Origin of the sequence: Actinoallomurus iriomotensis, from assembly GCF_030269445.1 — a bacterium.
Classification (GTDB): Bacteria; Actinomycetota; Actinomycetes; order Streptosporangiales; family Streptosporangiaceae; genus Actinoallomurus; species Actinoallomurus iriomotensis.
In genome coordinates, this window is sequence record NZ_BSTJ01000004.1 from 626,606 (window position 1) to 646,391 (window position 19,786).

A 19,786-nucleotide genomic window follows, 5' to 3' on the forward strand; every position below is an offset into this window, starting at 1 on the left:
TGCGGATGGGCCCGGAAGCCCTTCAGCCGTACAGCCAGTCGGTGTACCGGTGGTCGTGCGGGTCGCGCCGGCGGAACAGTTCGTTGCGCAGCAGCCGGCCTACGCCGTCCACGTGCCAGATGTCGCCCCAGGTCCGGGCGGTGTCCTGTACCCCGGCGGTGCGCTCGGTGCGTTCGGCCTCGTACCGCTTGAGTGCGTCCGTCCACTCCGGCGGCGCGGTGTCCCCAAGCTCGCGGGCCAGGCAGTGGGCGTCCTCGATCGCCTGGCAGGCGCCCTGCGCCAGATACTGCAGCATGGGATGCGCGGCGTCGCCGGTCAGGACCAGCCGGCCGTCGGTCCACTTCGGGATCGGCGGGCGGTCGTACATCGGCCAGCGGCGGTCGCGCCACAGTGACTCCAGCCCGGTCCGTACGTCCGCGCACGCTCCGGCGAACGCCGTGTCCAGCTCCTCCGGGCCGCCCCACTCCGGCTCGCCCCGCCGGTACGCCGGGGACGCGAACACCGCGACCGTGTTGAGGACCTCACCGCGCCGCAGCGCGTACTGCACCAGGTGGCAGCCGGGGCCGACGTGGACCACGACGTCGCGGAAGGTGTCCCGGTCGATCCTCGAGCCGAGGTCCGCCACGGGGAACGCGCCCCGGTAGGCGACGTACCCCGAGCAGACCGGGCGGTCGTCGCTGAGCCTGGCCCGCAGGGTGGAGTGCAGCCCGTCGGCGGCGACGGCGAGGGGTGCCCGGTGCTCGCCCAGTCGGCTGCGCACCGTCGCGCCGTCGGCGTCCGGCACGACGTCCTGGACGTCGCAGTCCGCGACCATCTCCACCCCCGCCCGCTCGCAGGCGCGGACCAGGATGGCGAGCAGGTCGCTGCGGTGGATGACGACGTACGGGGCGCCGTAGCGACGCACGAAGTCGTCGTCGAGATCCTGATGGGTCAGCTCGCTTCCGTCCAGCGCGTCCTTGAACAGCAGCCGGCGGGGCACGACGCCGGCCTGGAGGACCTCGTCGAGCAGGCCCCAGTCCTTCAGGATCCGCGTGGCGTTGGGCGCCATCTGCAGGCCGGCGCCGACCTCGGTGAACTTCGGGGCGCGTTCGAGGACGGAGACCGCGTGCCCGGTGGAGGCCAGCGCGTAGGCGGTCGCGAGCCCCCCGATGCCTCCACCGACGACCACGATGCCGGCGGGACCGGGTGCGGAGTTCATCGTCGTGTTCCTTTTCGTCGTTCGTTCAGAGCCAGGGACCGAGCACGGGCGCCTGGGCGGCGCGTCCGCTGAGCCAGGCGGCCAGGCCGGCGGCGTGTCCCCGCGCCGCGTGCCGGGCCGCGGCGTCGGCGGCCAGCGCGGCGTTGAAGCCGTCGGGCAGGTCGGCGAAGCCCACCCCGTGGTCCAGGTCGACGGCGTGCACCGCCACCTCGCGGGCCCGCATCCACGGGATCTCCTCGGCCGGTACGGTCCGGCCCTGCGCGGTCACCACGGGGCTGCGCCACGCGCTCTCCGGCAGGGCGTCCATGTCGCCGGCCAGGGACGCGGCCGATCCGTGGACGAGGGCGCGGAGCTCGTCCGCCGGCAGCCGCGCGGCGGTCTCGATCTCCTCCGCCCGCTGCCGCGGCCCGGAGTACATCCGGTTCTCCACGCCGGTGGCGGCCCAGCCGAGCAGCCGGCGCAGGGCCTCGGCGTTGCCGTGGACGTGGGCGATGACGTGCCGGCGCGTCCAGCCGTCCAGCGCGGTCGGCGCCGCCAGCTCGTCGTCGGTGAGCCGGTCGACGACGCCGAGGAAGAGCTCGGTGCCCCGGTCCATCCAGAACCGCGTGCTCACGCCGTCCTCGCCGTGTTCTCCAGCCGCCCGATGCCCTCGATCTCGGTCACCACGGTCGCGCCGTCCGACAGGTAGCGCGGCGGCCTGCGGGCGTGGCCCACACCGCCGGGCGTGCCGGTCGCGATGACGTCGCCCGGCCGCAGCGTGAGGATGGTCGAGGCGTAACGCACCAGGTCGACCGGGTCGAACACCAGGTCGGAGGTGTCGCCCTTCTGCATCACCTCGCCGTCGACCCGGCAGGTGAGCGCGAGGGCGGCACGCACACCGCCGGGCAGCTCGTCCGGCGTGACCAGGACGGGGCCCAGCGGCGTCGTGCCCTCGAACGTCTTGCCCTGCAGCCACTCCTTGGTACGGAACTGCCAGTCCCGCATCGTGACGTCGTTCATGACGGTGAACCCGGCGATGGCCCGGGCCGCCTCGTCCTCGGACGCCCGCCGGACCGTACGGCCGATCACCACGGTGAGCTCTGCCTCCCAGTCGACGGCCGACGACTCCGGCGCCAGCCGGATGTCGTCCCGCGCGCCGATGAGGGCGTCGGCGAACTTGGCGAACAACGTCGGGTACTCGGGGAGGTCCCGGCCCATCTCCAGGATGTGGTTGCGGTAGTTGAGCCCGACGCACAGGACCTTACCCGGACGCGGCACCACGGGCGCGAGGGAGCCCTCGTCCAGCGGGCGGACCTCCCCGTCGGCGGACGCCGCCCCGTCCTCGCGCGCCAGGAGCGCGCCGACGTCGGGATCGTCCAGCAGGACGCACCCGCCGGGGACGATGCGGGCGGCACGGGTTCCCTCGTCCGTATGGACGGTCGCGAGCTTCACCGCGGGTTCTCCTGACGGTCGTTCTGGGCGCGGTGCTGGTACAGCCGCTCGAAGATCGGGGTGTCGCTGAAGCGGAACAGGTCCAGGCCGTTCTCGGTGGTGAGCGTCAGCGGCTGCCACGACGGCACCACGAACAGGTCGCCGCGCTCGACGGACCACGAGCGCTCCCCCACGGTGACCCGGCCCGTACCGTCGAAGACCTGGAACACCGAGGAGCCGACCTCCCGGGCGGCGGCGGTCTCCGTGCCGGGCGCGAGCCGGTGGAACTCGGCGCGCAGCGTCGGCATGACGTCGTCCCCGGTGGTGGGGTTGGTGTAGCGGACGGCGGCGTGACCGGGTTCGACCGTGGCCCGGTGTCCCTCGGCCTCCAGCGCGAGCTGCTCGGTCAGCGCGCGGTCGGTGTGCTCCCACCGGTACGCCAGCAGCGGTGTGGCGGGCGCCGGCCGCAGGTGCGTGAGCGGGCGCAGGCCGGGATGACCCCACAGCCGCTCCGACCGCGACCGTTCCGGGGCCTCCCGCGTCTCGACCTCATCGGGCCCGAACTCGAAGAACGTGGACTCGGCGAAGTGCTGGAAGGGGATGTCGAGCCCGTCGATCCAGGCCATCGGCCGGTCGGTGACGTTGTGGTGCCCGTGCCAGTGCCAGCCGGCCTGGGGCAGGAAGTCGCCGCGCCGCATCGCCACCGGGTCGCCGTCCACCACCGTCCACACGCCCTCACCCTCGACCACGAAACGGAAGGCGTTCTGGGTGTGCCGGTGCACCGGGGCGTCCTCCCCGGGGTTGAGGTACTGGATCGCCGCCCACAGCGTCGGCGTCGCGAACGGCCGGCCGCCGAGCCCGGGATTGGCCAGCGCGATCGCCCGCCGCTCACCGCCGCGCCCGACCGGCACCAGTTCCCCGGCCCGCTCCGCCATCGGCAGCAGCGCCTGCCATCGCCACAGGTGCGGCAGCGCCTTCGACCGGGGAGACGGCGGCATGAGATCGCCGATCTCGGTCCACAGCGGGACGAGCAGCTCGGACTCGAAGCCCCGGTACAGCGCCTCGAGCTCCGGTGTCCGCGTGGGCTGGTCGTCGGCGTCGGTCGCGACGATGCTCACCGGCGATCCGTCGGTAACGGTCATGGGCCCTCCTTCGTCGGAGGGAGTGACCACAGGGCCGTGTCTTCGATTCCCTCGCTCCGCTCGGTCATGGGCCCTCCTCGGTTCGGGCGGTGACCCCAGGATGCCGGTCATTCCGCATGGCAGATAAGCTTTTTCTGCTATGAGGAACAAGCCGCCGTACGCGCTCACCTCGGTCGACCACGCGCTCCAGCTCGCCGCGCTGTTGCAGCAGGAGGGGCCGCTGCGGGTGACCGACGCGGCCGAACGGCTGGGCGTGGCGGTCTCCACCGCTCACCGGCTGCTGGCGATGCTGGTGTACCGGGACTTCGCCGAGCAGGGCGCCGACCGGCGGTACGGGCCGGGGAAGGTGCTGCGGCCCGCGGAGATCTCCGGCGCGCCCATCGCCCTGCTGCGCGCGGTGTGCGACGCCCCGCTGAAGTGGCTCGTCGAACAGACGCAGGAGTCGGCCAACGTCGTGGTGCCGGCCCGCACCGAGGTGCGCTTCATCGCCACCGTCGAGTCTCCGCGCGTCCTGCGCGTGGGCGACCGCGTCGGGCGGTCGCTGCCGGCGCACCTGACCTCCGGCGGCAAGGCGATCCTCGCCGCGCTCCCGCCCGAGGAGGTGAGCGCGATGTACGAGGACGCCGGCGAGGTCGATCTCCCGCGACTGCGGCGCGAGCTGGCGCTGGTGCGCAAGCGGGGGTTCGCGATCAACGATCAGCTCACCGAGACCGGCCTGACCGCGATCGGCACGGTGGTCGAGGACGCGGAGGGAGTCCCGCTGGCCGGGGTGTCCATCGCGCTGCCGACCGCGCGGTTCGACCGGGACGCCCTGCCCGCGTGGGTCAACGCGCTGTCCACCGCGGCGCGGCGCGTCGAGGACGCCCTGGCGGACCACCGCTGACCTTGCTCACGCCGAGCGCAGCGGGAGTTCCAGTTCGAGCTCGTGCCGGATCGGGATGCCGTCGTGGCCGATCGCGGGGATCGCCGGTTTCAGGGTCCGGCTCCGGGCGACCGCGTCGTGGTGCACGGCGACGAGGTCGAAGCCGTACCGCTGGTAGAAGCGCAGCGCCGGAAGGTTGTCGTTGGTCGTGACCAGCCAGAGCCGGACGGCGCCGGCGACGCGTGCCGCCTCGGCCACCGCGTCGATGAGCGCGGTGCCCACGCCGGCGCCCTCCCGTACGGAGTCGAGCGTGACGAGTTCGCACTCCCGGCCGGCGATCCGGTAGGTGGCGACGCCGGCGCGCCGTCCGTCGAGGCGGGCGACGAAGCCGGGCAACGCGGTCGTGTCGTGGGCGACGCCCCGGCTCACCGAGACGACCCCGCCCCATCGTTCGGCGAACAGCGCCCGCACCCAGGCGAGGTCCTCGCCGGTGAGTGCCCGCACGGTCGGCCGGTCGTCTCGCAACGGCGCTCCTCTCATCGGGGCCGGACTCGCCACCAGTGTGCCGTCCGCACGGCCGCCGGTTGACATCGCAGGTGACGGCGGCGGAGACTGCCTCGATCCGTTTTTGAAGGAAAGTTCACCAGGCGAACAGACGACGGCGGGTGGGGCATGGGCAAGGTGGTGGCGAGCGCCGCGACGGCGGTCGCCGACGTACGGGACGGGGCCTCGCTGGCCGTCGGCGGGTTCGGGCTGAGCGGCGTGCCGAACGTCCTCATCGAGGCGGTGCGCGTGGCCGGGCCCCGCGAGCTGAGCGTCGTGTCGAACAACTGCGGGGTCGACGGCGGCGGTCTCGGCCTCCTGCTCGAGGCGGGCATGATCGCCCGGGTGACCGGCTCCTACATCGGCGAGAACAAGACGTTCGCCCGCAAGTACCTGGGCGGTGAGGTCGAGGTCGAACTGGTTCCGCAGGGGACCCTGGCCGAGCGGCTGCGCGCCGGCGGCTGCGGGATCCCGGCCTTCTACACCCCCGCCGGGGTCGGAACGGCCGTCGCCGAGGGCGGCATGCCGTGGCGGTACGCGGCGGACGGCACCGTCGCCGTCGCCTCCCCCGCCAAGGAGGTCCGTGCCTTCGACGGCGTCGACCACGTGCTGGAGCGCGGCATCACCACCGACTTCGCGCTGGTACGGGCGCTGCGCGGGGACCCGTACGGCAACCTGGTGTTCGCCAAGGCTTCCCGGAACTTCAACCCGCTCGCCGCGATGGCCGGCCGCACCACGATCGCCGAGGTCGAGGAGCTCGTGGACGCCCTCGACCCTGAGGAGGTTCAGCTGCCGGGCGTGTTCATACAACGGGTCGTGGCCCTGACACCCGAGCAGGCGGCCGCCAAGGGGATCGAGAAGAGGACGGTGCGCGCCTGATGGCCTGGACCCGTGACGAGATGGCGGCCCGCGCCGCCGCCGAACTGACCGACGGCGCCTACGTGAACCTCGGCATCGGCCTGCCCACCCTCGTGCCGGGACACGTGCCGCCCGGTGTGCGGGTCGTCCTGCACTCGGAGAACGGGGTCCTCGGCGTCGGCCCCTACCCGCGCGAGGACGAGGTCGACCCCGACCTGATCAACGCGGGCAAGGAGACGGTCACCGTCCTTCCGGGCGCGTCCTTCTTCGACTCGTCCCTGTCGTTCGGGATGATCCGCGGCGGCCACATCGACGCCGCGATCCTGGGCGCCATGCAGGTGTCGGCCCGCGGCGACCTGGCGAACTGGATGATCCCCGGCGCGATGGTCAAGGGCATGGGCGGCGCGATGGACCTGGTCCACGGCGCGCGCCGCGTGATCGTCCTGACCTCGCACAACGCCAAGGACGGCCGCCCGAAGATCGTCAAGGAGTGCGACCTGCCGCTGACCGGCCGGGAGTGCGTCCACCGGATCATCACCGACATCGCCGTCCTGGACGTCACGCCGGCGGGCCTCGTCCTCGTCGAGACCGCCCCCGGCGTCGGCACCGGAGAGGTCGCGGACCGCACCGGCGCGCCGATCACCTCCGCGGTCGGGTAGCGGGCGGGCCGGTGTCCGCCGGCCGGCCCAGAAAGCACAGGAGGCGCACACGGGCGGACGCGCCCGGTGCCACCGGCGCCTCCGGGGCGTAGTGGCGAGGGTCGCGCCGCTCGCCGATGACGCGCCGGGCGGCGTCGAGTCCGGTCTCCCACGCCCGGGGCGAACAGGTGAAGGTCGCGCCGGTGGCCTGGGCGATGTCCCAGCCGTGGGCGAGCAGGTCGAACAGGTTGATGCCGGCCGCCAGCTCGGCGGGGAACGTGCCGAAGGGCAGGTGGCAGCTCCGGCGCGGATCGGCGTGACGCCACGCGGCCCGTGCGTCGTCGGCGGCGGCGTCGAAGGCGGCGGGGTGATCGGCGGCGACGAGGGCGCGGGTGCGCGGCCGGTCGGTCGTGCCACGGGCGAAGGCGGTGAACTTACGGGTCACCGCGATCGCGTGGTCGACGACGTGGGCGACGTCCCAGCCGGGGTTCGGCGTGGGGAGCCCGAGCTCCGCCGGGGTGACCTGGTCGAGCAGACCGCGCCACGCCTCAAGGGCGGCACCCAGCGCGCGCACGGTCGGGTGGTCGTCCATTCCGCCCACGGTAGACGGCGATCGGCTCGGTACCGCCCCCACGCGACACCGAGCCGATCGGGATCATCCCCGCACCATCGAGGTCAGGACGGCCGGATCCGGTACGTCTGACCCGGCCGGGTGTCGAAGACCACCACGTTGGCCTCGGGTCGTTCGACGCGCGCACCCGTCACCGACACCGGCGACTGGGTCCGGATGCGGACCTGCTCGCCGAGGTCGGAGCGGACGTCGGCCTGGGTCAGGCGTCCCTGCGACCACTCGATGCCGACCTCGAAGCCGCCCCGCGCCCGCAGGCCGCGCACGTGGCCGGTCGGCCACGCGTCGGCGGGCAGCGTCGGGAGCAGGAACAACTCCCCCGCGTGGCTGTGCAGCAGCATCTCGGTGATGCCCGAGACGCCGCCGAAGTTGCCGTCGATCTGGAACGGCGGGTGCAGGTCGAACATGTTGGGCGCGGTCCGTGCCGGGGTGAGCAGCCTGGACAGGTGCTCGTAGGCCTTCGCGGAGTCCTCCAGCCGGGCCCAGATGTTGATCTTCCAGGCCAGAGACCATCCCTGGCCGGCGTTTCCGCGCAGTTCGAGGCTCCGCTTGGCGGCGTTGACCAGATCGGGGGTCTGCCGGGGCACGATCTGCGCGCTGGGGAACACGCCCCACAGGTGGGAGACGTGCCGGCTCTGCACCAGCGCCGCCTCCCGCCAGTCCTCCAGCCACTCCTGCAGCTGGCCCAGGTAGCCGATCTGCATGGGCGCGAGCCGCGCGCGGGCCGCCTTCACCTTCGCGCGGAAGTCGCGGTCCTGGCCGAGGATCTCCGACGCCTCGGCGCAGGCGTCGAACAGGTCGCGCAGGATCTGCATGTCCATCGTCGGACCGGCGCAGATGCTCACGCTCTCGCCCTCGTCCTGGTGGTGCGTGACCTCGGGCGACTGTGACGGGTTGGTGATCAGCCAGCCGTGCTCGGGGTCCTCCACCAGCGTGTCGAGGAAGAACTGCGCGGCACCCTTCATCACCGGGTAGTCGTGCCGCAGCAGGTTCTTGTCGCCGGTGAACCGGTAGCGGTCCCACAGCACGACCGACAGCCACGCGCCGCCGCTCGGCCACATGCCGTACTGCGCGTAGTCGACCGGCGCCGTGCCGCGCCAGCCGTCGGTGTTGTGGTGGAGCACCCAGCCGTCGGCGCCGTACTGCGTCTTCGCGGTACGGCGGCCGGACTCCGCCAGCTCGTGGACCATGGCCGCCGCGGGTTCCCAGCAGTCGGCCAGGTTCGTCGGCCCGGCGGGCCAGTAGTTCATCTCGAAGTTGATGTTGACGGTGTACTTGGACTCCCAGGCCGGGGTCATGCTGTCGTTCCACAGGCCCTGCAGGTTCGCGGGTTGACCCGGCGAGCGCGAGCAGGAGATCAGCAGGTAGCGGCCGTACTGGAAGTAGAGGGCGGCGAGCTGCGGGTCGGCGCCCGAGGCGAACAGCGGGATCCGTTCGTCGGTGGGCAGGCTCACGTTGTCGGAGGTGCCCAGGTCGATGTCGACACGGCCGAACAGCCGGTGATGGTCCGCGACGTGGGTGCGCCGAAGCAGGTCGTAGGGCTTGGCCACCGCGTGAGTGAGCGGCCGGCGCGCCCGTGCCGCCGGGTCCGCGCCGACGTCCTGATAGTTGCGGTAGCTGGTGCCGACCGAGATGACCAGGGTGACGGAGTTCGCCTCCTCGACGATGAGCTTGCCCTGATCGGTGTGGATCTTCCCGCCGTCCGCGGTGGCCCGCGCCAGCGCCTGGAAGCGTACGGCGCCGGCCCGGCCCTGCCACTCGCCGCTGACACCGTCGAGCGCGATGGTGTGGCCGTCGGAGGCCGACGTGGTCGTCTGCTGCGGGCTGTCGAAGTTCGCCTGGAAGGAGATCGAGCCCGGCTTGTCGGCGGTCAGGCGCATCACGATGACCTGGTCGGGCGTGCTGGCGAACACCTCACGCGTGTGGCGGACGCCGCCGCGCAGGTACGTGACCTTCGTGATCGCCGTGGTGAGGTCGAGCTCGCGCTGGTACTCGGTCACCTCGCCGGTGTCGGGGAAGGTGAGGTTCAGGTTTCCGACGGGCTGGTACGCCGCCTGCTCCGACGGGCGGCCGAGGAACTTGGCGTCGACCAGCCTCTGCGCCTGGTTCCACTTGCCGTCGAGCACCAGCTGGCGGATCTGCGGAAGGGCGGCCAGGGCGTCGGGGCTGTCGTAGTCGTGCGGGCTGCCCGCCCAGATGGTGTCCTCGTTGAGCTGGAGGCGTTCGGTGTCGGTCCCGCCGAAGACCATCGCGCCCAGCCGGCCGTTCCCGACCGGGAGGGCCTGAAGCCATTCCTGCGCGGGGCCCTTGTACCAGAGGCGGAGCGGATTGGTCTCCTGGCCGGCGGCGGTGCCGGCGAGGGCCGAGTCAGCGAGGGCGCCGCCGGCGACCATGGTCGCCGAGGCGACCGCCGCGCCGACGCCGGCGGCCTTGAGGACGTCACGCCGGGATGGTTTGGACATGTCGGTCCCTTTCTTCGTTACTGCGAGCGGTGGACCCCCCGAGAGACAGAAGGTTCAGGGCGGCGCGAGGTGGTACGCGCGGGCGGCGGTGCCGCCGAAGACCGCCTCCCGGTCCTCGTCCGGCAGATCGCCGGTGAGGCCTTCCGCGGCGGCGACGACCTCCGCGTACGAGGCGGCGAGCAGGCAGACGGGCCAGTCGGAGCCGAACATGACCCGGCGCGGGCCGAACGCCTCCAGCACCACTTCCGCGTACGGTGTCCAGGCCGCCCGCGGGGCCGCGGTCAGCATCCCGGACAGCTTGCAGAACGTCCCCGGCTCGGCGGCGAGGGCGCGAACCTCCGCCGCCCACGTACCGAACCCGCCGTCGGCGGGCCGGGGGACGGCCAGGTGGTCCAGCACGAACGTCAGCCCGGGGACGGCGCGCGCGGCGCGGACGGCGGCCGAGAGGTGGTGCGGCCGGATGAGCAGGTCGAAGACCAGGCCCGCGTCGCGTACGGCGGTGAGCCCGCGCAGTACGTCGGGCCGGCACAGCCAGAGCGGGTCGGCCTCGGTGTGCGCGGGATGACGGAGCCCGGCCAGGTGCTCGCCGCCGCGGGCGGCTCGCAGCTTCGCGAGGGCGTCGGCGACGCCGGGCGCGGTGAGGTCGGCCCAGCCCACGACGCCCGCGACGAGGTCCTCGCGGTGCGCGAGTTCGAGGAGTTCGAGGGTCTCCTCCACGACGCTCGCCGTCTGCACCACGACCGTCCCGGAGACGCCCGCCGCCCGTGCGGCCGGGCGGAGGTCGTCGACGGTGAAGTCGCGGCGGATCGCGGTCATCGACGGCCCCGCGATCCACGGCTGGTCGCGGAGGCCCAGGTCCCACACGTGGTGGTGGGCGTCGATCCGGGGCATGTCAGAGCTCCTCGAGTTCGGCCCACAGCGGCTCGGGGACCGGCGGGGCCGTCGTCGCCGCGGACACCTCCGCGGGGGTGCGGGCGCCGACGACCACTCCCGTCACGGCGGGATCCCGGAGCGGGTAGCGCACGGCCGCGGCGCTCAGCGGCACCCCGTACGCGGCGCATCGGCGGGCCATGGCCCGCGCCCGGTCCAGCACGGCCTCCCCGGCCGGGGCGTAGTCGAAGTGCGCGCCCGGCCGCGGGTCGGCCAGCACCCCGCTGTTGAACACGCCCGCGACGATCACCGCGACGCCCCGCTCCCGGCAGCGCGGCAGCAGGTCACGGGCCGCCTCACGGTCCAGCAGCGAGTAGCGGCCCGCCACCATGACGCAGTCCACGTCGGTCTCGGCCACGAAGCGCGACAACAGGTGGGTCTGGTTCATCCCCACCCCGATCGCCTTCACCGCGCCCTCGTCACGGAGCCGTTCCAGCGCCGGGTACGCCTCGCCGACCGCCTCGGCCCAGTAGTCGTCCGGGTCGTGGATGTACAGGAGGTCGAAGGCGTCCAGGCCGGTCCGTTCGAGGCTGCCGGCCAGGGAGCGGTAGACGCCGTCGCGGCTGTAGTCGCGGACCTGCGTCCCGTCCGGCCGCAGCAGCCGGCCGACCTTGCTGGAGACCACGGCCTCGGCGCGCCGGGCCGGGGTGAGGAAGGCGCCGAGCCGGCGTTCGGCCAGCCCGGCCCCGTAGTGCGGCGCGGTGTCGAAGTAGCGGACGCCCGCGTCCCAGGCGGCCTGGAGGGTCGCCGCCGCCTGGTCCTCCCCCACCGCCTCGAACAGCCCGCCGATCGGCGCGGTGCCCAGCCCCAGCCGGCCGACGGTCAGGCCGCCGCGGCCGACGGGGCGGAGGTCCGGTGTTCCGTCCATCCCGGGCACCTCAGGAGAGACGGGCCTGGAGGGCGGCGATCTGCTCGGCGCCCTGGTGGACTCGGAAGCTCGTCCGGTACGTCCGGGACTCGCCCGGCCCGAGCCAGATCATGCTTCCGTCGTCGCGGGCCGCCGCGTCGCCGGCCACGTGGTGCGTCGACGGCTCCACGCCGACCGCGTAGTCGCCCGCGCGCAGGTTCAGCCACTGGAAGAAGCAGGGGAACTCCGCGGCCCGCCACTCGACGCTCACCGCGAGGCCGAGCCGGTCGTTGACGAGGGCGGCACCGGTCACCCCCTCCTCGTCGGAGGCGAGTTCGTGCTCGTACACCTGCTCGACGAAGCCCGGCAGCGGCGCCGGGAGGACGCGGTTGTCCACGCCCTGCTCGGCGACGCTGTCCGACCGCCACACCGTCTCGCGCACCGGCGCGAGGAACCGGCTGCCCTGGTCGAGCAGCGGCCAGCCGAGGTTGATGTGGTACAGGAACATGTGCGGGACCGGGTCGAACCCCGGGTTAGTCACGGTGTCGACCAGCCGGATCTCGTCTCCGCCCAGGTCGGCCTCGATGCGGCGCGTGAGCCGGAGGTTCTCGGCGAACACCGCGGCCTGCCGCACCTCGCCCTCGGCCCACAGCACGCAGCGGTCGCCGTCCCACCGCTCGCCGTAGCCGGTCAGCCGCGCGGGAATGTTGCCGACCCGGCCGTGCAGCCCGTGCCGTACCGTCGGCCGCGGCGGATACCGGTACGACGCCGAGCCCACCTCACCGCCGAACAGCGTGTGGTCCAGCCCGCCCGTCACGGTCAGGCCGGAGAACGAGCGGAGCCAGGACAGCCCGTCCTCGTCCGCGTTCTCGTGCAGGCCGGGGTGACGGAAGCCGGTCCGTGACCGCCAGCCGAACGCCCGTCCGGCGTGCTCGGCCGCGCCGATGTCCATGCACCGGTCCACGAGCACGTCGAACGCCAGCCCGCTGCCGGTGCGGAACTCCAGCGTCCGGATCCCGCGCTCCAGGCCGTCCCCGAGCGTCACCAGCCGGACACCACCGGCCGCCGCCACGTCACCGGCCCGCGCGGCGAGCTCCCGCCGCCCGGTCTCTTTTCCGTACAGGTTCATCGGCTGCGCGGCGTGAATACCCCGGCCTTGCGGCCGGGGAGGGAACGCCGCTCCCTCCTCGAAATGTCGGTGGTGGTGGTTAGCGTCGTGGCATGCGATTTCGGCTTCAGCCCGCGCCCGCCTAGGAGGCGGCGTTGCTGGAGCACTGCGCGCACGCCCGATATGTGTGGAATCTCGCGTGTGAGCAGCACCTGCACTGGCGGCCGGGGCGGGTGAGTGCGCCGGGGCATGCCGAACAGTGTCGGCAGCTGACCGAGGCCAGGAGAGATCGCGGTGATCCCGCCACCGATCGACGGGCCGGGGACCGGTGCGGTCGTCGGTGTAGACCGTGGCGTGGCCGTCTCGGCCGCCCTGTCCACCGGTGAGCCGTCCTCGGTGCCCGGCCTGCGCGAGACCGAGGCCGAACGCCAGGGGCGGCTGCAACGCCGGCTGGCACGCGCCGCACAGGGGTCGAATCGGCGCAAGCGCGCCAAGATCGCGATCGCCCGGTTGAAAGCCCGCCAAACCAACCGGCGCAAAGACTGGGTGGAGAAGACCTCCACCGATCTGGCCCGCCGCTTCGACCTCATCCGCCTCGAAGATTTGAAAATCGGCGACATGGTCCGTTCCGCACGCGGCACCATCGCCGCACCGGGCGTGAACGTGCGGGCCAAAGCCGGACTCAACCGCTCCATCCACGCAGCCGGATGGGGCCGGCTGGCGACCCGGCTGGAGCACGAAGCCGCTTGCGGGCATACCGATCACGCGGACGTGAACGCGGCCAAGAACATCGCGGCAGGACGTGCCGTGACGTGCCTGCCCCGACCAACCGACCCCGACCGACCTCCCCTGCGGGGAGCCCTCCAGCCGTGAGGCGTGGCCATAAACCGCGAACCTCAACCTGCTCTCTCCTCTGTGTAGTGATCGATCGGGTTGGAATCCCCCGCCTTCAGGCAGGGGAGGACGTCAAGTCATCACCCAGCCGCCGTTGACCTCGATCGTCTGGCCGGTCACGAACGACGCGTCCGGGCCGGCCAGGAAGGCCACGACGGACGCGAGTTCCTCGGACCTGCCGCGCCGTTGCAGCGCCTGCCGTTCCAGCACGAACCGGGTGTAGGCCTCCGGGTCCGGGTGGATCTCCTCCGCGGCGGTCGGGAAGGCGCCCGGCGAGACCGCGTTGACGCGGATGTCGTGGGGCCCGAGCTCGCGGGCGAGCGCACGGGTCAGGGCGGTCACCGCGCCCTTGGTCGCGACGTAGGCGGCGAGGTTCGCCCACCCGCCGTGCATGGTGATGGACGCGATGTTGACGATCGCGCCGCCGCCGCGCTCGGCCATCCGCCGGGCCGTGGCCTGGGCGGCGACCCAGTACGCGCGCTGGTTGACCGCCTGCACGTCGTCGTACTCGGCGAGCGGCACCTCCAGGAACGGCCGGCTGGGATAGACGGCCGCGTTGTTGACGAGGATCCCCACCGGGCCGAGCCCGGCGGCGGCCGCCGTCACCGCCGTCTCGATCGCCGCCGCGTCGCGCAGGTCGACGGTCAGCGGCAGGACGGTGCCGCCCGCGCCCTCGATGAGACGCACGGTCTCGGTGAGCGAGGACTCGTCGACGTCGAGGGCGGCCACCGGGTGTCCGTCGGTGGCCAGGCGCAGCGCCGTGGCACGGCCGAGGGCCCCGCCCGCACCGGTAACAAGGGCACTGGTGGTCATGGGCATCTCCAGGAGCGGTAGAGAGTGTCGAGGTCACGAAGAAGGCTTCGGGGCCGTACGCGGCCGGCGATCCCGTCGCGGAGCAGGCGCGACGCGGCGTCCTGGAACGGGACGTAGCCGGCGCCCGTCGGCCGCACCCAGGCCGCCTCGACGGTGGCGAGGGTGGCGCGGTAGAACCCGCCGCTCAGCGCGCTCGCCTCGGCGTCGGTCCAGGTGGAGCGGGCCGCCGGCTGCCCGCCGGCGGCCGGGTACAGGTCGCGCTGCACCGCCGGGGAGCAGAGGCGGCGCAGATGGTCGCGGATCGCGTCGCGCACCGCGGGGTCGGCCGCGCGCGGGCGTGAGACGGCCAGCCCGGTGCCGCCGAGGACGCTGCCCGGCCGCCCGCCCGGCTCCCACGCCGGCGCGTCGGCGTACCGCAGGCCGCCGGCGTAGGTCACGTAGCCGTCGACGAGCGGGCAGTACGCCGGGCCGTCGCCGGCCGCGATCGCCTCCAGGACGCCGACCGGACCGCGCCGCCAGACCTCGGAGCCGCAGCGCGAGACCAGTTCGGCCATGGTGTCCAGCGCGGCCTCGCCCGCGTCCGGCGGGACGACGGTGCCCTCGTACCGGCAGGGCGGGGCGCCCTGGGCCACGCAGAGCGCGCAGAAGGTCAGGAAGGCGTGGGGCCCGCCGAGGCACAGGGTCACCGGGTACGAGCGGGCCAGTTCCCGCACCTCCGCCCAGGTGCCGGGCAGCGCGGCCGCGAGGTCCCGCCGGGCGGCGGCGACCTGGGCCGCGGCGTCGACCGGCAACGCCCACGGGCGGCCGTCGATCACGTGGCTGTCGTAGGAGGCGCCGACCGAGCCGTCCCGCCACGCGGCCAGCTCCGCCTCGTCGAACATCTCGTCCAGGGGCAGCAGGCAGCCGTCGGCGACGGCCGTGCCGAGGACCGCGTGATCGACGACGAGGACGTCGTGGCCGGGCGTGAGGGCCGCCAGGGAACCCGACTCGAGGTCCTCGATCGGGCGGCGGTCCCAGCGCAGCGGGTGGCGTACGGGCTCGTAGGGGTACGGGCCGCGCGGGCCCGACCGGTCGTCCAGGCGCGCCAGCGTGTCCAGCGGCGCGTACCCTCGCGGATGATCCCAGGTCATGCCGCGCAGTTCGGCGGTCATCCGGTCAGCCACCGGCGTAGGTGGTCGATCGCGGACTCCTGCAGGGCGCGGTCGAACCGGTGCGGGCCCGGCACGAACTCGCCCACGTACGCCTCGGCCGCGCCCGCCCGGCGGTAGTGCCCGGCGAGCCGCCGGTGGGCGGCCTCCATCCCCGCGAGGGGGAACAACCGGTCGTCGCGCAGGTACTGCACCAGCAGCGGGGACGGCGCGCGGGCGGCGGCCAGGTCGGGCCAGTCGCCGGCCCGCCGCAGGTCCGGCGGGAAGAACATCCAGGTGTGCCCGGCGACGTGCCGGTCGAGCAGCGCTCCGTGCGTGCTCATCATCCCGGTCACGACCGCCGCGCCCACGTGCGGGCTCGTCGCCTGGAGCAGCGCCGACCGGCACCCTCCGCCGGAGAAGCCGACGCAGCCGATCGGCCCGTCGCCGACGTCCGGCCGGGCCAGGAGATACGCGGCGGCGATCCGGTCCTCGTACACGGCGACGCCGGCCAGGCTCAGGCCGAGCACCGCGCAGTGCTTGGCGACCACGTGCTCGTGCCGCGCGGCGAGGCGGTTGTACGAGCGAAGATCCGCCGGATCGCCGTCGGCGGGCTCGGCCGCGATCCACTCACCGTCCGGTGCGGGGTCGATCATGTGCTCGGCGGGGAACCGGCGGCTCCCCCACAGGAAGACGTCGGGGACCAGGACCGTGAAGCCGGCGCGGGCGACGGCGTCGGCGAACGGACGGCCGCCGTAGAACTCCCGCCGCAGGCCCGCGACACCGGGGACCTCGCCGTCCGGGCCGTCCGCGATCTTCTCCTTGCCGTGGTACTTGAAGGCGTCGTGGCCGTGCAGCGCGAGGACGCCCGGCAGCGGCCCGCGCGCCCCGGACGGGCGCAGCAGCCACGCGTGCGTCCGCGGGCCGTACCCGGCCGACCAGGACACCTCTTCGCCGTCGATCCCGTCCCTGGACCAGCGGCGTTCCACTCTTGGCGCGATCGGGGCCTCGTCGCGGTCGGCGCCGACGATCCGGCGCGCCGCGGCCATGTCGAGGCGGCCGTCGCCCGGCGGGGCGAGGACGGCCGCGGCCTCGGCGAGATCGCCGAACGCGCCGAGGCCCGCGTCGCTGTCGGTCACCTACTCTCCGTCCGTCCCGTGCCGGTCGCAGCGCAGCAGGCCCAGGTCGACCGAGTCGGCGATGGCCTGGTATCCGGCGTCGCTGAGGTGCAGGTGGTCGCCCGAGTCGTCCGCGGGAAGCAGCCGCGTCGGGTCGTCCGGGTCGCGGGTCGCCCGGTCGTAGTCGACCACCCCGTCGAACACTCCGCTCGTGCGGATGAACGCGTTCACCTCCTGGCGGACGGCCTCGTTACGGTCGCCCTCGTAGACCGACCCGCCGAACGGCGTGATGGTCGCGCCGATGAGGCAGCGGCCCGCGGCATGGGCCTTCGCGACCATGTCCCGGTAGCCGGCGATCAGCGCGTCCGCCGAGGCTCCGCCCGTGCCTATGTCGTTGACCCCCTCGAAGAGGATCACGGTCCGTACGCCGGGCTTGGTCAGGACGTCCTGGACCAGCCTCGTCCGCCCGCTGCGGCCGACACCGTCCTTGAGGACCTGGTTGGCCGAGATCCCCTCGTTGGTCACGGCGAGCCGCCGCGCGGGCGACAGCGCGCGCATCCGGTCGGCGAGGAGGTCGGGCCACCGGTGGTTCGCGTTCTGGGTGGAGCCGACGCCCGAGGTGATCGAGTCACCGAGGGCGGCGACCGTCGAGACGGTCCTCGGCGCGGTCACGACGACGGCGTCCAGCCAGAACCACACGGCCGACTGCGTCGGGAACGACGTGCCCGACTCCTCGGCGGCGTGGTCGCCCGTCGTGGACTTGTAGGTGTACTGCATGGTGCGGTTGTGCGCGGTCAGCTTCCCGCTGGTGCCCTGGAGGTACAGGCTCACCTCCAGGTCGCTCCCGTCCGGCACCCGGCCCGGAAGCGGGTCGCTGAACGCTACGGCGCCCGCCGGGACCGTCACCGACGACCGCCCGCCGAAGCTCAGGCGGCGGTTGGACCCGGGCACGAGTTCCGGCCCCGACCGCCGGCGGCCGACGTACGCGGCGCCGAACGTCACCGGCTGGTCGCCCATGACGTTCGACAGCCGGATCCGCAGGCCGGTGCCGCCGCGGCTGATGTGCACGGGGTTCCGCACGGTCATCTCGGTGAGGGTGCCGCCGGTGGTGTCGTCGGCGGCGGCCCAGGTGGACACCTCGTTCGCGCGCCCGCCGGCGGCGTGGGCCGGCGCACCGGCCAGACCGGTGGCGAGCGCCGTGAACACCACGCCCGTGGCCATGCCGAACCGGCGCGTTCTTTTCTTCGAGATCAACGTCGCTCCTCGACGTCCTGGCGCGGGGCGGGCCCCGTACGGGCCCGCCCCGGCGCGTCGGCGGCTCAGTGGGCCGGGGTGTTCTCCGGGAGCGGATACGGGAAGTTCGGGGTGACCCCGATCTTGTCGAGCTCCAGCTTGGACTCGTCGAACCCGTCGTTCCAGCTGTCGTTCTCGAACGTGTTGCAGTGCGTGTCGCCGTGGAAGGGCGCCTTGTACTGGGCGTTGGTGACCTTGATGTTGCTGAAGTTCCAGCCGCAGCCGCCGGCGTCCATGTGGATGCCGCTCGGCACGACGTCCGGCATCGACGGGTCGGCGTTGACGTCGTCGACGGTGATCTGCGACATCTGGCTCTCGATGGTGTGCGGCTCGAAGTTCTGCACGCCGTAGGAGTCGATCGCGCCCATGTCGCCGCTGTCCTGGCCGGCGTGCGCGATCTTCAGGTACTTCAGCACGTTGCCGCCGGCGTAGTTGTCCGCGTTGGCCACCGTGGTGATCGCCTTGACGCTCACGGCGTACCGGGCGCTGTGCTGGATGACGCTGTTGCTCAGCTCGTTGTGGCCGCTGTCGACGACCTCGTAGCCGGAGGCGTCGCCGGGCACCAGTTCGCCGACCCAGTTGATGAAGTTGTCGGTCAGGACGTTGTCGTGCGAGAGGTTCCCCTCACCGGGGTAGCCGCCCTCGAGCTTGACGCCGTCGCCGCCGAGACGCTCGAAGAGGCTGTCGGAGATCGTGTCGTGGTCGTTGGCGAACAGCATGAACACGCCGGTCCAGCCGGTGTCGGCGAAGTGCATGCGCCGCAGGGCGACGTGTGTCGTGTTGGTCAGCGTGACGGCCCCGTACCGGTTGCGCGTCATCTCGATCTGGCGGTCGTAGTCGGGGTACTTGTGGATCACGCCCGAGTCGCCGACGCCGTTCCAGCCGTAGCGGTACCAGTCGGTGAAGTCGGTGTACTGCACGGTCAGCCCGTCGAGCGACAGGTCGTGCACCTTGGCGTTCGGCGAACTGCCCGCGACCGAGAACACCGTCTGCACGGTCGGCGCCCAGACCTGCGAGTTGTCGATCGAGCCGCTGCGCGGCCAGTAGTAGAGCTCACCGGTGGCGTGGTCGAGGTAGTACTCCCCGGCCTCGTCGAGGAAGTCGAGGGAGTTCTGGAGGAAGTACCTGGACCCGACGTGGGAGTACAGCGAGAACCTCGTCGGGTAGCGAAGACTGATGAACTTCTTCGTCCAGTTGACGTTGAGGATCGGGTCGGTGTCGGTGAACCAGCTCCAGTGGCCGCCGGACCAGACCACGACCTGCGCGTCGTGCAGGTCCCAGTTCTGGTCCAGGTCGCCGTCCTTGTAGGCCATCCACTGCTGGGAGTTGGTCAGCGCGTCGTCGGAGCTCTCCACGGCCTGGAAGTACGGGCCGAGCGTCTCGGTGGACGTGCGGTTCGGCGTACGCGCCGTCGTCGCCCGCTGACCGTTGTCGTACAGCGTGTAGAAGGGCTGGTTCTTGTCGACCTGGGTCTTGTAGATGTTGCCCTTGTACTTCTGCCAGCCGGTGATCTGCCGGGCGCCGAGGAAGCGCGCCTTCCCCGGGCCGTCATAGCTCTGGTAGACGACCGAGTGACCGTTGCTGCCGGAGTCGGCCTCGTTGAACTGGATGGTCTTCGCCACCGGGTAGTCCCCGGCCCGCAGCTCGACCTGGATGTCGCAGGACATGTTCTTGTTCAGCCCACGCTGACGAATGACGTCACGCGCGTGCTCGACGGTCTTCCACGGCTTGCCGATCGTGCCGTTCGCGCCGTCATCTCCCTGCGTGGAGACGAAGAAGCGCTTCGGGGTGCAGGTGCTCTGACCGGCGTCGGCGGCACCGGCGGTGGCGGCCGCCGGTACGGTCAGGCACGCGAGCGCGGCGGCCGCGCACACGGCGCCGCGCAGAAATCTCTTACGGGATCTGCGGAACAATG

General features: G+C 72.8%; 19 protein-coding genes. 4 read left to right on the plus strand and 15 right to left on the minus strand.

The window, feature by feature from the left end:
- Nucleotides 1–22: 22 nt before the first annotated feature.
- The 4 genes from QSK37_RS20210 to QSK37_RS20225 are packed head-to-tail and all read right to left on the minus strand — an operon-like array spanning nucleotide 23 to nucleotide 3,750.
- Complete coding sequence (locus QSK37_RS20210; protein ID WP_285623251.1) at nucleotides 23–1,198, minus strand: FAD-dependent monooxygenase; 1,176 nt, start codon at nucleotides 1,196–1,198, stop codon at nucleotides 23–25.
- Between the two features lie 25 nt (nucleotides 1,199–1,223).
- Nucleotides 1,224–1,811, minus strand: coding sequence for a maleylpyruvate isomerase N-terminal domain-containing protein (locus tag QSK37_RS20215; RefSeq protein WP_285623253.1), 588 nt, complete (start codon nucleotides 1,809–1,811; stop codon nucleotides 1,224–1,226).
- Entirely contained in the window at nucleotides 1,808–2,629 is an 822-nt protein-coding gene (locus QSK37_RS20220; protein ID WP_285623256.1) for a fumarylacetoacetate hydrolase family protein, read from the minus strand. The genes QSK37_RS20215 and QSK37_RS20220 overlap by 4 nt, the downstream gene beginning before the upstream one ends.
- Nucleotides 2,626–3,750, minus strand: a complete 1,125-nt coding sequence (locus QSK37_RS20225) for a cupin domain-containing protein (RefSeq protein ID WP_285623258.1) — start codon at nucleotides 3,748–3,750, stop codon at nucleotides 2,626–2,628. The genes QSK37_RS20220 and QSK37_RS20225 overlap by 4 nt, the downstream gene beginning before the upstream one ends.
- 139 nt (nucleotides 3,751–3,889) lie before the next feature.
- On the opposite strand from QSK37_RS20225, the gene QSK37_RS20230 reads away from it, so the two are divergent.
- Complete coding sequence (locus QSK37_RS20230; protein ID WP_285623261.1) at nucleotides 3,890–4,633, plus strand: IclR family transcriptional regulator; 744 nt, start codon at nucleotides 3,890–3,892, stop codon at nucleotides 4,631–4,633.
- A gap of 6 nt (nucleotides 4,634–4,639) precedes the next feature.
- On the opposite strand, the gene QSK37_RS20235 is transcribed toward QSK37_RS20230, so the two are convergent.
- Nucleotides 4,640–5,137 (minus strand): GNAT family N-acetyltransferase, encoded by a 498-nt coding sequence (locus QSK37_RS20235; RefSeq protein ID WP_285623264.1) that lies wholly within the window; start codon nucleotides 5,135–5,137, stop codon nucleotides 4,640–4,642.
- A 147-nt stretch (nucleotides 5,138–5,284) separates the two neighbouring features.
- Between QSK37_RS20235 and QSK37_RS20240 the strand changes: the two genes are divergently transcribed.
- Both QSK37_RS20240 and QSK37_RS20245 read left to right on the plus strand, forming a co-directional pair.
- The gene (locus QSK37_RS20240) at nucleotides 5,285–6,034 is read left to right on the plus strand and encodes a CoA transferase subunit A (RefSeq protein WP_285623267.1); all 750 of its coding nucleotides are present in this window, start codon (nucleotides 5,285–5,287) and stop codon (nucleotides 6,032–6,034) included.
- Nucleotides 6,034–6,672, plus strand: a complete 639-nt coding sequence (locus QSK37_RS20245; protein WP_285623270.1) for a 3-oxoacid CoA-transferase subunit B — start codon at nucleotides 6,034–6,036, stop codon at nucleotides 6,670–6,672. Before QSK37_RS20240 ends, QSK37_RS20245 begins: the two co-directional genes overlap by 1 nt.
- Here QSK37_RS20245 and QSK37_RS20250 read toward each other — a convergent pair.
- The 5 genes from QSK37_RS20250 to QSK37_RS20270 all read right to left on the minus strand — a co-directional run bounded on the left by QSK37_RS20250 (nucleotide 6,653) and on the right by QSK37_RS20270 (nucleotide 12,647).
- A complete protein-coding gene (locus QSK37_RS20250) occupies nucleotides 6,653–7,243 on the minus strand; it encodes a TIGR03086 family metal-binding protein (RefSeq protein WP_285623273.1) in 591 nt (196 codons plus the stop codon). The two genes, QSK37_RS20245 and QSK37_RS20250, sit on opposite strands and share 20 nt — an antisense overlap.
- Before the next feature lie 83 nt (nucleotides 7,244–7,326).
- Complete coding sequence (locus QSK37_RS20255) at nucleotides 7,327–9,741, minus strand: glycoside hydrolase family 95 protein (protein ID WP_285623276.1); 2,415 nt, start codon at nucleotides 9,739–9,741, stop codon at nucleotides 7,327–7,329.
- Between the two features lie 54 nt (nucleotides 9,742–9,795).
- Nucleotides 9,796–10,632: an amidohydrolase family protein gene (locus tag QSK37_RS20260; RefSeq protein WP_285623279.1), complete on the minus strand. Its 837-nt coding sequence runs from the start codon at nucleotides 10,630–10,632 to the stop codon at nucleotides 9,796–9,798.
- 1 nt (nucleotide 10,633) lies between these two features.
- Entirely contained in the window at nucleotides 10,634–11,539 is a 906-nt protein-coding gene (locus QSK37_RS20265) for an aldo/keto reductase (protein ID WP_285623281.1), read from the minus strand.
- A 10-nt stretch (nucleotides 11,540–11,549) separates the two neighbouring features.
- Nucleotides 11,550–12,647: an aldose 1-epimerase family protein gene (locus QSK37_RS20270; protein WP_285623283.1), complete on the minus strand. Its 1,098-nt coding sequence runs from the start codon at nucleotides 12,645–12,647 to the stop codon at nucleotides 11,550–11,552.
- 273 nt (nucleotides 12,648–12,920) lie between these two features.
- On the opposite strand from QSK37_RS20270, the gene QSK37_RS20275 reads away from it, so the two are divergent.
- Nucleotides 12,921–13,499, plus strand: coding sequence for an RNA-guided endonuclease InsQ/TnpB family protein (locus QSK37_RS20275; protein ID WP_285623286.1), 579 nt, complete (start codon nucleotides 12,921–12,923; stop codon nucleotides 13,497–13,499).
- A 93-nt stretch (nucleotides 13,500–13,592) separates the two neighbouring features.
- Here QSK37_RS20275 and QSK37_RS20280 read toward each other — a convergent pair whose 3' ends face one another.
- The 5 genes from QSK37_RS20280 to QSK37_RS20300 all read right to left on the minus strand — a co-directional run bounded on the left by QSK37_RS20280 (nucleotide 13,593) and on the right by QSK37_RS20300 (nucleotide 19,784).
- On the minus strand, nucleotides 13,593–14,333 hold the full coding sequence (locus QSK37_RS20280) for an SDR family NAD(P)-dependent oxidoreductase (protein WP_285572422.1): 741 nt from the start codon (nucleotides 14,331–14,333) through the stop codon (nucleotides 13,593–13,595).
- Entirely contained in the window at nucleotides 14,330–15,496 is a 1,167-nt protein-coding gene (locus QSK37_RS20285) for a type 2 periplasmic-binding domain-containing protein (RefSeq protein ID WP_285623288.1), read from the minus strand. The genes QSK37_RS20280 and QSK37_RS20285 overlap by 4 nt, the downstream gene beginning before the upstream one ends.
- Nucleotides 15,481–16,599: a dienelactone hydrolase family protein gene (locus QSK37_RS20290; protein ID WP_285623290.1), complete on the minus strand. Its 1,119-nt coding sequence runs from the start codon at nucleotides 16,597–16,599 to the stop codon at nucleotides 15,481–15,483. Before QSK37_RS20290 ends, QSK37_RS20285 begins: the two co-directional genes overlap by 16 nt.
- Complete coding sequence (locus QSK37_RS20295) at nucleotides 16,600–17,832, minus strand: SGNH/GDSL hydrolase family protein (protein WP_285623294.1); 1,233 nt, start codon at nucleotides 17,830–17,832, stop codon at nucleotides 16,600–16,602. It lies immediately after the preceding gene.
- A gap of 65 nt (nucleotides 17,833–17,897) precedes the next feature.
- Nucleotides 17,898–19,784, minus strand: coding sequence for a right-handed parallel beta-helix repeat-containing protein (locus QSK37_RS20300; protein ID WP_285623296.1), 1,887 nt, complete (start codon nucleotides 19,782–19,784; stop codon nucleotides 17,898–17,900).
- Between the last annotated feature and the right edge of the window lie 2 nt (nucleotides 19,785–19,786).

Coding starts and splice junctions, on each gene's coding strand:
- QSK37_RS20210 (WP_285623251.1), bottom strand. CDS start 1,198: ATGAACTCCGCACCCGGTCCCGCCGGCATCGTGGTCGTCGGTGGAGGC.
- QSK37_RS20225 (WP_285623258.1), bottom strand. CDS start 3,750: ATGACCGTTACCGACGGATCGCCGGTGAGCATCGTCGCGACCGACGCC.
- QSK37_RS20230 (WP_285623261.1), top strand. CDS start 3,890: ATGAGGAACAAGCCGCCGTACGCGCTCACCTCGGTCGACCACGCGCTC.
- QSK37_RS20240 (WP_285623267.1), top strand. CDS start 5,285: ATGGGCAAGGTGGTGGCGAGCGCCGCGACGGCGGTCGCCGACGTACGG.
- QSK37_RS20245 (WP_285623270.1), top strand. CDS start 6,034: ATGGCCTGGACCCGTGACGAGATGGCGGCCCGCGCCGCCGCCGAACTG.
- QSK37_RS20250 (WP_285623273.1), bottom strand. CDS start 7,243: ATGGACGACCACCCGACCGTGCGCGCGCTGGGTGCCGCCCTTGAGGCG.
- QSK37_RS20255 (WP_285623276.1), bottom strand. CDS start 9,741: ATGTCCAAACCATCCCGGCGTGACGTCCTCAAGGCCGCCGGCGTCGGC.
- QSK37_RS20260 (WP_285623279.1), bottom strand. CDS start 10,632: ATGCCCCGGATCGACGCCCACCACCACGTGTGGGACCTGGGCCTCCGC.
- QSK37_RS20265 (WP_285623281.1), bottom strand. CDS start 11,539: ATGGACGGAACACCGGACCTCCGCCCCGTCGGCCGCGGCGGCCTGACC.
- QSK37_RS20270 (WP_285623283.1), bottom strand. CDS start 12,647: ATGAACCTGTACGGAAAAGAGACCGGGCGGCGGGAGCTCGCCGCGCGG.
- QSK37_RS20280 (WP_285572422.1), bottom strand. CDS start 14,333: ATGACCACCAGTGCCCTTGTTACCGGTGCGGGCGGGGCCCTCGGCCGT.